Origin of the sequence: Enterococcus sp. 9E7_DIV0242, assembly GCF_002140975.2 — a bacterium.
GTDB lineage: Bacteria > Bacillota > Bacilli > Lactobacillales > Enterococcaceae > Enterococcus_L > Enterococcus_L clewellii.
The window spans coordinates 1297037-1312118 of the sequence record NZ_CP147247.1 but is presented as its reverse complement, the minus strand read 5'-3'; the positions used below and the strand labels follow the sequence as shown (position 1 = coordinate 1312118).

Sequence of the window (15082 nt, the reverse complement as noted above, 5' to 3'; positions counted from 1 at the left end):
TAGTTATTCGCAAGCCATTTAATCGATAAATGGATTTGGAAGGGCGTTTTTTTCTTTTTCAAGGCTGGAAAAGCGTCGTTGAGCACTGATGATTTCGACAGCGTTTGGTGCAGAGTAGACATCTAGCTTACGATCGATTTCTTTTAAATTGCTTTCTAAATGGCTGATTTCTTGAAGAACTTGTTCCCGATGCTTGGAGAGTAGCTGTTCCCGTTTCTCGATTGTTGTGGTTCCTTCCATGCAGTAAGCGATATAGGTACGAATGTCCTTGATCGCCATACCGGTGTTTTTCAGACAGCAAATCGTATGGATGAAGCCTAGATCAGCATCCGTGAATTCTCGGTAACCCGATTTATTCTTTGAGACGAAGGGTAAAAGCCCCTGTTTGTCATAATAACGCAATGTATAAATGGATAAATCAAATATTTCAGATACTTCTTTTATGGTATAAGTCATCTTTTTTCTCCTTTTTTGAACAAAACGCTTTCCCTCGACTATACTCTAGGGTTTAGACTAACTATACGGTAAAGAGAATTACTTTACAACTAATGATCAATCTAGGAGGAAATAGATATGCAAAAGAAAGTTTTAGTTACTGGTGGGACTGGTTTTGTCGGCATGCAAATCATTTTTCAATTGCTGCAGAAGGGCTATTCCGTTAAGACGACTGTTCGATCACTTAAGAGTAAATCTACGGTTGTTGAAGTGTTAAGAAAAAATGGTGCTTCGATGCTTGAAAATTTATCCTTTGCGGAGGCCAATCTATCGAAGGATGAGGGCTGGGATGCGGCGATGGATGAGTGCGAGTATGTGCTGAGCGTTGCTTCCCCTGTATTTTTTGATATACCCAAAGACGAACAAGAAGTGATTCGACCTGCGATAGATGGGATCATTCGCATTTTGAAGGCAGCAAATCACAGCAAGGTAAAACGAGTTGTCATGACTTCGAACTTTGGTGCAGTGGGCTTCAGTAAGAAAAATGGACCTCAAGTAATTACCACTGAAGAGGATTGGACAGATGAAAATGAACCGGGCTTGTCTGCGTATGAAAAATCCAAGTTGCTTGCTGAAAGGGCTGCCTGGTCTTATATCGAAACGGAAGGTGGGCAACTGGAGTTTGCGACGATCAATCCTGTAGCGATCTTTGGCCCGTCTTTAACGAATCATGTTTCCGGCAGCTTTGATTTATTGAAAGGCTTACTGAATGGTTCGACTAAGAGAATTGCAGATATTCCGCTGAATGTTGTGGATGTCCGCGATGTAGCGGATTTGCATATTCGAGCAATGCTTTCTCCTGAGGCGAATGGTCAGCGTTTTATAGCTTCTGCGGATGGACAGATTTCGATGAAGGAGATTGCAGAGCTGATTCGAAACGAGCGTCCTCAGCTGGCGTCCAAAGTACCGACAAAGAAAATACCTGATGCGCTTATTGAAGCGGGGGCATTGGTTAATAAACAAGCAAGGGAAGGCAAGCTTTTCTTAGAAATGAATCGTAATGTCAGCAATGAAAAGGCGAAAAAAATGTTAGGCTGGACACCGATCTCGAACAAGGAGCAGGCGACATTAGCAGCTGTTGATAGTCTAATAAAATATGGGTTAGTTGATTGACCAACGAGAAAAATAAACGGTAGGACAGAAGAAGTTGCTTCTGTCCTACCGTTTATTTGGTTATGTATAGACAAGGCGCAGGAGTTGAGTTATGTCCTAGCAACTTTGTGTGGAATCGTTATAAAACTAGTTGGAAAAACATAATTATTTCGTTCCTCGGTATTGTACTATGGGTACAAAAGTAGCGGGAGTGGATAGTATGGTAATTAAAAATAGAATATTTACTCTGAATGTCACGGAGCAGGGAACCGTTGATTTGCTTCAAATGAACGCAGACCCTTATCGCATGAACTGGGTGATAACAGAAGATTATTTGAATGAAGTTGATTATTACAGCAAAGACAAGCTCTTTGGAAATTTCATCATAAAAATAGAAGACAAAATTTATAATAGTGCCTATCTAAAGCCGGAGATAGAAAGACAAGAAGAGCGGTTGTCTATCCAATATGATTTCAATGACTTTCAGTTGCTTCAAGTGTTTGATCTCTCTGATTCGGAAGTGATTCGTTGGTCGATCGAGTTCATTAATGAACGGTCACTTCCATTGAAGCTGCAAGAATTTTCTGTGTGGATTCCTTTTAGTTATATCATGTTCAGGGATCCATCCATTCGAAGAAATGTGCATCAGTCAGCGGCGGTATTCCCATCTCTTTCACCTGATTTTTCGAAAATTGCGGTGATGAGAAGAAGCAGTGAAGACAGTAGCTTGGGGATGTACCAACTGGCTGGGGAGATTCTTTCGGTGGGCAGCTATTGTGAATTTCAAAACAAATTCTTTGAAGATATTTCGCCTTCATTGGATGGACTGATTTATCATAAAATGATTCTTTCCGGCAAGAATAGGTCAAATGAAAAGGATTGGGTTTATCCTGGTAAAGAAGTAATTGTTGAGGCAGGAGGTTCGAAGATATGGCAGTATCAGCTCAACGAAGTGGCTGATCAGCAGGACTTTTTCACGCAAGGGCAAGAGCTGGGACATCCCAAAATTGATTTTCCAGAGCGAATACCGGTTGGCGAAGCTTTTGACATCCGTATATCTGGCTCTGTAGTTGTTCGAGCAATGATCGAGTGGCAGGCTGATGGCAAGCTCCAGCGAAAAGAATTGTCTGTGAGTGACGGAAAGCTAGTGTCTGGTATAGCCGAACTCTGTGGAGAGCATCGCTTGGTGGTCGAGTTTGCGGATGGGAAGAAGGATCAGTTGATCCTCAATGTGATGGAGGATATCCGTAAGGTAGTGGAAGAACGAGTTAGTTATCTTTGTGAGCATTCCTATGGAGTGGAGGAAGCCCATGCGTTTTCCCCTGTATCGAATCAAGGGGAGTCGTTAGGAAAGCTTTCGCTTATCTTGAAAAAGAATTTGCTGGCTGAACCGAAGCCTGAAGAGATCCACATGGTGGAGAGGAGTATCAATCAATATGTGATGAACAAATGGTTTGATCATGGTGATTTCAAGAAGCCGAGAAATATCTATGGATCATTTTACCGCGTGATGGATTTTGAGTATTTGGGACATGTGCTGTATTTACTTTCGCTGTTTCCAGATCAGCTACTTCATGAGCAACGCGCCGATACATATTTGACATGGGCGGCACAAGTCGTTGAGCTGCGTATAAATCCGGAGTGTCATGATAGCTTACGAGCGAAGGAAGAATCAGAGATGCTAGGCGTGTTTTTCTTGTATATCAATGAGTTGATTGAACAGCTGGAGCAACGAGCAATTGGGGATCACACGAAGCTGAAAAGCTTGTGGGAGAATAATTTATTTGAGATTTTAGAAGACAAAACCAGCTTGAAGGCTGTAATGACAGAGCACTATTTTGATAATGCCGGCTTTGGTCCGGCGGCAGCTGCACTGGCTAATGCCGGCTACACGACAAACTGTCTTCGTTATGGCGAGCTGTTACTGGCAAACATTGGCTTCAGCAATGACTTTCGAGCACAAAATCCGGACCGCTGGTGGGAAGCGTTGGCTTACATGATTCATTCTCTATGGGGCGGGATCACTGCGGCAGCAGCCTTGGATGTTTTTCATGCAGTGAAAGATCCGCGCTATCTGGAAGCAAGCTATCGGGCATTCGTTGGCGTTCTATACTGTTACGACCATCATTCGACCACCACGACCAAAATTCAAGCTGGGGAAGCTGTTTCGACGTATGCAGTCACAAGCCCTCATGATAACCGTGTCGATTTGTCTCGAAATCGATTTGGGCAAGAGACATTTGCGAAGGATGGCGGGATTTTCGCCCAGATTTTTGATGAGAACTCACAACAGACAAGTGACTGGGATATGGGGGAAGAGCTGGTGGCTTACCTGGATCGATTTGGTCAAAATGCGTATGTTTATTACGATGAAGAGCAGACATTGAAGGTAGTGAACGGGAAAATCGAAGCAAGAGACAAGGAAAGGATTATTACAAGCTATGCGCCATACCCGAAGAACATTCTTTTTCTAACTGGAGGAGAGCTCCAACGGTTGGAAGGTGATGGGAAAAAAGCGATTTTGAGTAGGCAATTAGAAAGCGGGAGTGACAGAGGAAATTCAGAAAGCAGTTAATCAAAAAAACAGGACAGGGATTCACCGCTACATGGTGTGATCTCTGTCCTGTTTCATTCTATTTTCCGGAATGGGCTCTGCGATAATTCAGTGGTGACATGGCGTATTTCTTTTTGAAGCAGAGTGAAAAATAAGCGGAATTGTTAAAGCCGCATTTTATCGAGATATCTGTCATAGACAGGTTGGTTTTGATCAGATAGCTGGTGGCTTTATCCAGTCTATAATTAGATAAATATTCTAACGGTGTACACTGAAAGACTTGTTTCATGGAACGAACGAGGTAATTCTCGTGAAAGTGAAAATGCTTGGATAATGTCGCATTCGTGATTTCCTTTGCGTAATTTTGCTTGATGTACAGCTCAATATTTTCCGCCAAATCAATCACGCTGGTTTTGGAGTAACTTTGTTCCTCCAACGATTTCAAAAGCTGAGAAAATCGTTTTTGATTGTCCCAGAAGACAATCGATTTTTTCTCTCCAACAGTTCCCAATAACAGGCGGTCAAGTAGTGCGTATATGAATTTTGAATCGGAAAGCTTTTGGTATTTTTTTAGATGCAACGTGTAGTCTTCATTGTGGTAGTGCAGCTCAGGCATGATAACGTCAGAATTAAGCTGAATAGGATGTTCGAGCGCTTCCCAATGCCCATCATAATGAAAGTGGAGCCAATAAAAATCAGTATCCTCTGTGCATGGTTTAGTGGAGAAATGATGGAGGAAAGGCGCCAGCACCAGCATTTCTCCCTTCCGAATTTCATAATCCGTCGTTTCTTCTGTGATGTAGAGTGATCCTTTCAAAACAAATAGTAAATCAAAATAAGGCAGATTGTTTCGATTGGGGTGCTGTTGTCCGGCAGAATATGAAGTGAAATTCCCTTCAATAAATGTTGGAAACGGCGGGATGATCATGGAGAGAATCGGTATAGGATTCATTTTTCTCCTCCTTTAGTGTGGAATATTATAAATTGTAGTTTGATTTTTATAAAACATTAAAGCGATTACATATTATAATATACGTAAATAAAGCAGAAATTGCAATTGCTGAACCGAATAAGGGGGAGTCATGTGAAGGCTAGAGTGCTTATAAATAAAGGAAATATAGTCGGTGAGATAGATGATCGTCTCTATGGATCATTTATTGAACATATGGGTAGAGCCGTTTATGGCGGTATCTTTGATCCGGAGCATCCTATGTCAGATAACTATGGGTTTAGAGAAGATGTAAAGGCTTTGGTCAAGGAATTAAATGTGCCTCTGGTCCGATACCCGGGTGGGAATTTTCTTTCCGGCTATAAGTGGGAAGATGGTATCGGCCCTGTTGAAAAAAGACCGAGAAGGCTTGATTTAGCGTGGCAGACGATCGAAACAAATGAAATTGGTCTGCATGAGTTCATGCAATGGGCGAATGAGCTGGAAATAGACGTAGATATGGGTGTCAATCTTGGGACAAGAGGCATCGATGCAGCCAGAAATCTGGTGGAATATTGTAATTTTCCGGGTGGTACCTATTGGAGCGATTTAAGAAAAGAACATGGCGCACAGAAACCTTTCAATATCAAAACATGGTGTCTTGGTAATGAAATGGATGGATCATGGCAAATCGGTGCGAAAACGGCAGAAGAATATGGCCGTTTAGCTTCTGAGACAGCCAAGGTCATGAAGCTGGTTGATGAAACGATCGAGCTGGTTGTATGTGGGACATCGATCAGTACGCTTCCGACTTTTGGCAGCTGGGAACAAACCGTGTTAGAGCATACGTATGAGCATGTCGACTATCTATCTTTGCACATGTATTACGGAAATCCGGAGAATGATATTGAAAATTATTTGGCAAAATCGTTGGATATGGATCGCTTTATCAAAGGGGTGATCGCTATCTGTGATTCTGTCAAAGCCAGAAAGAAAATAGAAAAGACCTTGAATCTTGCATTTGATGAATGGAACATTTGGTACCACACGTTAGATACGGACGAACAGATTGAAAAATGGCAGGTTGCCCGTCCGGTGCTGGAGGATATTTATAATTTTGAGGACGCTTTGGCATTTGGTTGTCTGCTGATCACACTGTTAAAAAATAGTGACCGTGTAAAAATTGCCTGTCTGGCTCAACTGGTCAATGTGATTGCACCGATCATGACTGAAACAGGAGGGGAGAGCTGGCGACAGACAATTTTTTATCCATTTCAACAGGTATCGACTTTTGGCAGAGGCAAAGCGCTAGTGACGAATGTGCGCTCTGACAGTTACGATTCCAAGGATTTTTCAAATGTTCCTTATTTAGAAAGCATTGTAGTAGAAAATGAAGAACGAAATGAGTTGACTATTTTTGCAGTCAATCGGTCGCTAGAGGAAGAAATGACACTTGAATTGGATTTGCAAGGGTATAAGCTTCACTCAGTCGTTGAGTGTTCAACCATAGCGGGACATGAGCTGAAAGCAACCAATACAAAGGGACAGGAGCAAGTGAAGCCTGTCAAAAATGAGCAAGTAGCAATGACGGACAACGGTATAGACGTAAAATTACCGGCGCTGTCGTGGAATATGCTTCGTGTAAAAACGAAGCAATAAAAGAGAACTGGAAAGGTGATGGAAATGATGTGGAAAAAAGTAACAGTGGGGTTGTTGGCAGTTGTTGCAGGTTTGGGATTACTAGCTGGCTGTGGCGGATCGAATGACAAAGCAAGTTCAGGGTCTGACGATGGAAAAGTAAAAATCAAATTCTCTGCATGGGATAAATTTCCCGACAATATCATCGAAGAATTTAATAAAGAGAACCCGAATATTGAAATCGAGCTAGTTCAAATACCGGATTCCGATTACTCACAAAAAATCAATCAAATGCTCGTTGGTGGAACAGCGCCAGACGTTATTCTTTCCTTTGAAACGGACCTGCCGAAATTTGCCGATTCTGGCTCTATCATTTCTTTAGAGGATTATTTAGCAGATACAGACAAAATCGATACAGATGACTTTATTCCTGCTGTTCAAGCGTTGAATGAAGAAACTGGTGGGAATTATGGTCTGCCATGGGCGTATGCTTCTGAGATATTATTCTATAACAAAGATATGTTTGATGCGGCTGGTGTAGACTACCCAACAAAGGATTGGACCTGGGATGATTTTGAGAAAGCAGCACAAAAGCTTACTGTTTCAGAAGGTGGGAAAACAACCCAATGGGGAGCGGATGCATTGACATTCCGTGGCTTGTGGTGGTCGCTTGCAGGACAGGGTGGCGACGCTGTAGTGAAAAATGGACAGCTGGATTTGGGCGATGGCTTGAAGAGTGCGCTTGAGTATCAGGATAAATTGACGAATGAGTTGAAGGTCAGTCCTGAACCATCTGCCGGAGATTCTGTTGCAGATTTGTTCTCTTCTGGTCAAGCGGCAATGACACGTACAGGCAGCTGGCAGATTCTAAATTACCGAGATGCAGAATTCAACTGGGATATCGAAACATTGCCAAAAGGCGAACGTGCGTATAACTCGTTACACACCGGTTTCTATACGATCAATGCAGCCAGCAAGCATCCGGATGAAGCATGGAAATTTATTGAATTCATGATGAGTGAAAAAGGTCAGACCTTGAACTCTGAATGGGGCTCAAATCCGTCGGCATTAAAATCAATTGCAGAGCAAGGGGCATATAAGAAAGAAGGCAAAAATGGCCCATCGAATTGGGAAGTCATTGAACGTGCCGGAGAAGAAGGGGAGTTTGGGTATGTACTGATCAACGCGGCTTCAACAACCAATCTGGTGAATCAATTTGATGCGTATCTTTTAGGTACAACTGAGATGGACGATATTTTTGATAAGTATATCCCAAATGCGAACCAAGAAATAAAAGATAATCAATAGAAGATCATGACAAAGTTTTTTTCTGGTGACGAGTACTTACAGGAGCGTCGATCCATCACAAATGGCGCATCCTGTATGGCTTGTCCATGAGCATATTGCTTTAAATGGTAGGTAAGAAGCTAGTTGTATCATTTAGCAAAAGTTGTAGGGAACGGAAATGTTGGTCGAAGAACGGGCCTTTTCCCTAAAAAAGAAAAGAGAGGTTGCTATGAAAAATTTATCTAAAGGTAAAAAAGCAAAAAATAGGCAGAGCCTAAAAGATACGCTGACCGCCTATGGATTTTTGTCTCCTTGGGTCATCGGGTTCATTTTCTTTACAGGCGGACCGATTTTACTTTCATTTTTATTGAGCTTGACGAAATGGAATTTGCTGGGGCAACCGAAGTTCGTCGGACTTGAAAATTACCAACAGTTGTTCAGCGGCAGTTCTGATTTTCTCAACACATTGAAGATAACCTTTCTATTCACACTATTGAATGTGTTTGTGACCGTCAGCGCTTCTCTGTTTTTGGCAGTATTATTGAATTTCAAGGTACGTTTTATCGGCATTTTCCAATTCTTCTATTTTGTTCCCGCAGTTATGCCATCGGTTGTTATGACAAGCTGCTTTATCTTGATGTTCAACAATCAGTTAGGCGTAGTCAATTATTTTCTTTCTACAGTAGGGATCACCGGTCCGAACTGGCTGGGCGATGCGAACCTCGTTTGGGTCGTTGTCGGGATCGCTAGTGTGTTTACCTTCTCGACTGGGCAAATGATGTTGATTTTCAACTCCAGCTTGAAAGAGGTGCCGATTGAGCTGTATGAAGCAGCTCATCTGGATGGCGCAAATGCGTGGCAACGGTTTAAAAATGTTACCTTGCCATCGATTTCACCCATTCTATTGTTCAATACGGTAGTAGCGACAGTCAATTCATTCAATGGTGCATTTACGCTTCTATTCCCGCTGACTGGTGGCGGTCCGGGGAATGCGACGAAGGTGTTGAGTCTGTTGATCTATGAAAAAGCCTTTAAACAGTTTGATATGGGGACAGCTTCAACGTTGGCATTCATTATGTTTATCATTGTCGCGGTGATATCTATTCTCCAGTTTAAATTATCGGATGACAAAGTCAATTATGGATAAGGAAGGTGAAAAAGAGCATGAATTATGATTCGAAAGCAGTAAAACTATTACAGTATGGCATTTTGATCTTTTTCGCCATCCTAATGTTTTTCCCGATATTTTGGATATTTTCCAACTCATTAAAGACATTGAACGGAATCAGCGAGTTCCCGCCTCAGATATTCCCTTCTGAGCCTCAATGGCAAAACTATATTGATGTGATCAAGAAGAGTAATGCGTTGGAGTATCTCAAAAACAGTTTGGTTCTGATTGTTGGAAATACCATTGGAACATTGGTCTCTAGTTCAATTGTAGCTTATCCGTTGGCGCGGATGGAGTTCAAGGGCAAAGGCGTCGTCTTTGGAATGATCCTGGCAACAATGATGGTTCCGACAGTAACATTGGTTATTCCTCAGTTTCTATTGTTTAGAACTTTTGGTTGGTTAGATAGCTTCCTGCCGATGATCGTGCCGAGCTTCTTCGCCTATCCGTATAATGTCTTTTTATTCCGTCAGTTCTTCAAAACGATTCCTAAAAGTATTGATGAATCGGCGATGCTGGATGGTTGCTCCAGAATACAGGTTTTCACGAAGGTGATCGCACCGTTGGCAAAACCAATTTTTATCACAGTGGGTGTGCTGTCTACGATTTTCTGGTGGAACGAGCTATTCCAACCTTTGATCTTTATTGATTCAGAAAATCTGAAGCCCTTGACCCTAGGTGCGTTGAATGCCTTTAAGATCGAAGGCGGGCAAAATCAGACAGCGTGGAATATGCAAATGGCCTTTGCAATGATCATGGCGATTCCACCGATGATTCTCTATATGTTTGCTTCCAGACATTTGGTTGCAGGGATAAAAACCTCTGGGATGAAGGATTAATAAGATTCTTCTAAAATAGTTAAGCTGGACTTAGGTCTGTATGAGGCTTTTTACAGCTTCTAAAAATGCAATTAAATAATCGATCAGCTAATCATTGACCTCAAACATACTTACAGTGTTTGAGGTTGTTTTGTGTTTTAATTAGTGATTTATAAATATCTTTATGTTAGTATTGTTATTCTATGGAAGTGTTTTGCTTACAGTAACCAGTTAAGATAACAATCGATATTTATAACACTTTCTTAAGATTTTTCCCATTAAAGCGTATTCTTGAAGCAAGGGTGTTGACTTCAACAGCTATATGCGTTAATATCGAACAGCATTAGTTACTAACAGTGTTAGTGATTTTTGGGAATTATCTTGGAAGAAGGGGGAAGCTCTATGTCATTCGCAGAGGAAGCCGAGCAGGAGCTCGTTCGATTAATGCTTCAAAATCGTAATGGTGCATTCAGTAAAATAGAGAAAAGCAACAAAGGTGAAAGCATCGTTATTAAGTTTCTTGCTCGATCAGGTGAACCGACCAGCCCTAAGCATTTAGCTGAATCGCTCAATTTGTCCAGTGCCCGTATTGCTGTCGTTTTAGGCAGCTTAGAGAAGAAGGGGATGATCGTTCGTGATATGGACCCGACGGATCGTCGGAGGATCAATGTTACACTGACAAAGTGCGGAATGAAGATGGCGCATGAGGAAAAGAAAGAAATGCGTGATAAAATCATTCAAGTATTTGAATTGATGGGAGAAGCAGATACGAAAACATTTATCGAAATGACTGCGAGATTTGTAGAATGCTCCCAAAAATTATCCCTGAAAGAGGAAGGTGACCAATAGTGAAGATTTTTAAATATCTTGGCAAATACTGGTATGCCGTCATCGCCGTTGTTGCGCTGTTAGTTGTGCAGGCATATAGTGATTTGAGCTTACCAAGTTTGACATCAGATATCGTCGATGTCGGTATTCAACAAGGAGGTCTTGAAATCTCCACTCCTGAAAAAATCAGGAAAACAACGCTTCAGGGGATTGAGATGTTCATGACCGATGAAGAAAAGCAAAAGGTTGAAGACAATTACAAACTGACAACTGAAAAGATCGATGGTAAAGAAGTTGAAGTTTACAAGCTGAAGCTTCAGGATGGAATGACAAAAGAAAAATTGGCGGATATTTTCAATTTGCCAATGATGATGTTAGCGTCCTCTCAATCGAAGGATTCTACTACTGCTAGTGAAGCCAAAGGTGTGATAGAAGCCTATAAAGCTGTTGGAGAAGATGGCGAAAAAGCGAAGAAGCTGGGCGAAGAAGCAGCCGCTCTAGGAGAACAGGCAAAGGCAGCTGGAGAAGCAGCCGCTACAGCTACTGATATGCAAACAGCTGCAGCGAAAGGTGCCGAAGCACAAACATTGGCAGCTGAAGCACAGGCAAAAGGTGAAGAAGCACAAAAGCTGGCGGATTCAATTACTGCAACAATGGATGCATTGCCGGATAAAGTGAAAGCTGCTCGTAAAGAAACAGAAGAGAGCTTAGGTGATCTTGGCGCAGATTCCATGAAAACAGTCGGTATCCAACTGACCTTAGCTGAATATAAAGCATTGGATATGAATGTCCAACAAATTCAAACCGACTATATGATCCAAAAAGGGTCTAAAATGATTATGTTGACGTTGATTTCTGCTGTCGCAGCTATCATTGTTGGATTGATTGCTTCATTAGTAGCTGCTGCTGTTGGACGTAACCTGCGTGTTGGTCAATATGAACGTACATTACAGTTTTCAAATACTGAGATGGAGAAATTCTCGCCAGCGTCATTGATCACTCGTAATACGAACGATATCCAACAAATGCAAATGGGGATCGTTATGATCATGCGTATGGTTCTTTATGCACCGATTCTGGGTATTGGCGGAATCTACGAAGTATATCGCACAGGGACCGGCATGGGTTGGATCGTTGGTGTAGCTGTTGTCGCAGTCCTAGTGTTAGTTATGACGTTATTACTATTTACTATGCCTAAGTTCAAAGCGTTACAGAACTTGGTCGATAGAGTGAATCTGGTTTCTCGTGAAATTATTACTGGATTGCCTGTTATTCGTGCGTTCTCACGTGAAAAATTTGAAGAGAAACGTTTTGATGTGGCGAATACAGATTTAATGAAAACACAATTATTTGTCAATCGTGCTATGTCTATCATGATGCCGGTAATGATGCTGATGATGAATGGGATTTCTGTTCTGATCGTTTGGGTCGGTGGACATAACATGGATACTGGTCAGTTGCAGGTTGGGGATATGATGGCATTTATCACGTATACCATGCAGATCGTTATGGCATTCATGATGCTGTCAATGGTTTCGATCATTCTTCCTCGTGCCAATGTTGCTGCTGGACGTGTAGAAGAAGTTCTTGATACAGTACCGACAATTGTTGATCCGGAACAACCAAAAGATGACCATGACTTTAAAGGAAAAGTGAAGTTTGAAGGCGTACAATTCCGCTATGGTGATGCAGATGAAGATGTCTTGCATCATATCAACTTTACTGCTGAGCCAGGGAAAACCACTGCGTTGATCGGTTCGACCGGTTCAGGTAAGTCAACGATCGTCAATCTGATTCCGCGTCTCTTTGATGTGACAGGTGGACGGATTACGATCGATGGTATAGATGTTCGTGAAATGAGTCAACACAAGCTGCATGCCATTATGGGCTTTGTGCCGCAAAAAGGGATTTTGTTCTCAGGAGATATTGCGTCAAATATCAAGTTTGGAGATGCGGATATTCCAGATGAACAGATGAAGAAAGCAGCTAAAATTGCTCAAGCCGAAGAGTTCATCGATTCGGATGAAAAAGGCTACAGTCGTGAAATTTCTCAAGGTGGAACGAATGTTTCCGGTGGACAGAAGCAACGTCTTTCGATCGCTCGAGCTTTGGCGAAAAATCCGAAAATATTGATTTTCGATGATTCTTTCTCTGCACTTGATAATAAGACCGATGTGGCGCTACGTAAAGCTTTGGCTGAAAATATCAAAGAAGCAACACAAATCATCGTTGCCCAAAAAATCTCTACCATCATTCATGCGGACAATATCATTGTACTGGATGAAGGACGCGTAGTTGCTCAAGGAACACACGAAGATTTGATGCAATCATCAAAAGTCTATCAGGAAATTGCCCAGTCACAATTGAGCAATGCTGAATTAGGCATAGAAGAAGCTGAGTAGGGAGGAGCAAACAGAATGGCAGAAGAAAAACAAAAACGCCCTCGCGGCGGCGGTCCTGGACAAATTGCTCCAGTTGAAAAAGCGAAAGACTTCAAAGGGACGATCAAGAAATTGGTTTCCTATATTGGAGCATATAAAATACCCGTTTTCTTTGTAATGATCTTTGCTGCTGCCTCAACAGTATTTAATATATGGGGACCGAAAATCTTATCATCCGCTATTACAGAATTATTTGATGGCTTGATCAAGAAATATCAGGGAACAGGTGGAATCGACTTTGAAAAAGTTGGCGGTATTCTTCTTTTCATGTTGGGACTCTATCTTGTAGCAGCACTGTTTGGAATTATGCAAGGCTGGATCATGTCTACGATTTCTCAGAAAATTACGTATCGTATGCGTAAAGAGATTTCCGAAAAAATCGATCGCATGCCGATGAACTATTTTGAAAGTCGGACAACAGGGGAAGTTTTGTCACGTATCACCAATGATGTGGATACCTTGGGGCAATCACTGAACCAGTCGATCACACAGTTGATCACCTCTGTATTTACAATCGTCGGTGTCATCGTTATGATGCTATCGATTTCTGTTAAAATGACAGGTATCGCTGTTTTGATCGTACCGATTTCATTTATTTTGATTATGATCGTTGTAAAAAACTCACAAAAATACTTTAAGACCCAACAAGAATACCTTGGGGTCATCAATGGTAAAGTAGAAGAAACAATCGGTGGGTACAATATTGTTCGTCTGTTTAATGATGAAGAGAATTCGCTGAATGAATTTAAAAAGCAAAATGATGTCTTGTTCAAATCTGCATGGAAATCACAATTTCTTTCTGGTTTGATGCAGCCAATCATGAACTTTGTTGGAAACCTTGGCTATGTTGCCGTAGCAATCTTCGGTGGGATCATGGCATATAATGGGTCAATCACAGTTGGGGATATTCAAGCGTTTATCCAATACGTGCGTAACTTGACACAACCAATTGCTCAATTGGCACAGGTATCAAATATGCTGCAATCCATGGCAGCAGCTGCAGAACGTGTCTTTGAATTCTTGGAAGAAGAGGAAGAAGATCAAACGGTTGAAAATCCAGTGAAGATCGACAAAGCCCAAGGGATGGTCGATTTTGATCATGTTCATTTTGGCTATACACCGGATAAAATCGTTATTAACGACTTCAGTACGCATGTCGATCCAGGACAAACAGTTGCGATTGTTGGTCCAACGGGTGCCGGTAAGACGACAATGGTAAAATTACTGATGCGCTTTTACGATGTCAATTCAGGTGCTATCAAAATCGATGGGCACAATATCAAAGATTTTAATCGTGCGGATCTTCGTCAGAATATTGGGATGGTCTTGCAGGACACTTGGCTGTTCAAAGGAACAATCATGGAAAACTTGCGATATGGTCGTTTGGATGCGACAGATGAAGAAGTTTATGCTGCGGCAAAAGCAGCCCATGTTCATCACTTTATTCAAACATTACCTGGTGGGTATGAGATGGAGCTGAATGAAGAATCATCCAATATTTCTCAAGGTCAGAAGCAACTGTTGACAATCGCTCGTGCGATTTTAGCGGATAAACCGATCCTGATTTTGGATGAAGCTACTTCCTCCGTAGATACAAGGACAGAAGGAATGATTCAGGAAGCAATGAATAACCTGATGGCAGGCCGGACGTCATTCGTTATCGCCCATCGTCTATCAACTATCAAGGATGCAGATAAGATTCTTTATATGCAGGGTGGCGATATCAAGGAACAGGGAACACACGAAGAATTGCTTGAACAAGGTGGCTTCTATGCGTCACTCTATAACTCGCAATTTGAAGAACTAACAGAATAAATAAAACGTGAAAAGAAA

11 protein-coding genes are annotated in these 15082 nt (G+C 41.8%); 9 read left to right on the top strand and 2 right to left on the bottom strand.

Annotated features, from left to right (window positions below; genetic code table 11):
- Positions 1-18: 18 nt before the first annotated feature.
- The gene (locus A5888_RS06080; RefSeq protein ID WP_086348289.1) at positions 19-456 is read right to left on the bottom strand and encodes a MerR family transcriptional regulator; all 438 of its coding nucleotides are present in this window, start codon (positions 454-456) and stop codon (positions 19-21) included.
- 117 nt (positions 457-573) lie between these two features.
- Between A5888_RS06080 and A5888_RS06075 the strand changes: the two genes are divergently transcribed.
- A complete protein-coding gene (locus A5888_RS06075; protein ID WP_086348288.1) occupies positions 574-1608 on the top strand; it encodes an SDR family oxidoreductase in 1035 nt (344 codons plus the stop codon).
- A 199-nt stretch (positions 1609-1807) separates the two neighbouring features.
- Positions 1808-4162, top strand: coding sequence for a hypothetical protein (locus tag A5888_RS06070; protein ID WP_086348287.1), 2355 nt, complete (start codon positions 1808-1810; stop codon positions 4160-4162).
- Positions 4163-4220: 58 nt separating this feature from the next.
- Here A5888_RS06070 and A5888_RS06065 read toward each other — a convergent pair whose 3' ends face one another.
- Entirely contained in the window at positions 4221-5093 is an 873-nt protein-coding gene (locus A5888_RS06065) for a helix-turn-helix transcriptional regulator (protein WP_086348286.1), read from the bottom strand.
- Between the two features lie 132 nt (positions 5094-5225).
- Here A5888_RS06065 and A5888_RS06060 point away from each other — a divergent pair, with 132 nt between their 5' ends.
- The 7 genes from A5888_RS06060 to A5888_RS06030 all read left to right on the top strand — a co-directional run bounded on the left by A5888_RS06060 (position 5226) and on the right by A5888_RS06030 (position 15064).
- The gene (locus A5888_RS06060; RefSeq protein ID WP_339101981.1) at positions 5226-6728 is read left to right on the top strand and encodes an alpha-N-arabinofuranosidase; all 1503 of its coding nucleotides are present in this window, start codon (positions 5226-5228) and stop codon (positions 6726-6728) included.
- A 24-nt stretch (positions 6729-6752) separates the two neighbouring features.
- Positions 6753-8015, top strand: coding sequence for an ABC transporter substrate-binding protein (locus A5888_RS06055; protein WP_086351151.1), 1263 nt, complete (start codon positions 6753-6755; stop codon positions 8013-8015).
- A gap of 208 nt (positions 8016-8223) precedes the next feature.
- A complete protein-coding gene (locus tag A5888_RS06050; protein ID WP_086351150.1) occupies positions 8224-9141 on the top strand; it encodes a carbohydrate ABC transporter permease in 918 nt (305 codons plus the stop codon).
- Positions 9142-9158: 17 nt separating this feature from the next.
- The gene (locus A5888_RS06045) at positions 9159-10001 is read left to right on the top strand and encodes a carbohydrate ABC transporter permease (protein WP_086351149.1); all 843 of its coding nucleotides are present in this window, start codon (positions 9159-9161) and stop codon (positions 9999-10001) included.
- Between the two features lie 381 nt (positions 10002-10382).
- Positions 10383-10829, top strand: a complete 447-nt coding sequence (locus A5888_RS06040) for a MarR family winged helix-turn-helix transcriptional regulator (RefSeq protein ID WP_086348285.1) — start codon at positions 10383-10385, stop codon at positions 10827-10829.
- Positions 10829-13210: an ABC transporter ATP-binding protein gene (locus A5888_RS06035; RefSeq protein WP_086348284.1), complete on the top strand. Its 2382-nt coding sequence runs from the start codon at positions 10829-10831 to the stop codon at positions 13208-13210. Before A5888_RS06040 ends, A5888_RS06035 begins: the two co-directional genes overlap by 1 nt.
- A gap of 15 nt (positions 13211-13225) precedes the next feature.
- On the top strand, positions 13226-15064 hold the full coding sequence (locus A5888_RS06030) for an ABC transporter ATP-binding protein (protein WP_086348283.1): 1839 nt from the start codon (positions 13226-13228) through the stop codon (positions 15062-15064).
- The last annotated feature ends 18 nt before the right edge of the window (positions 15065-15082 follow it).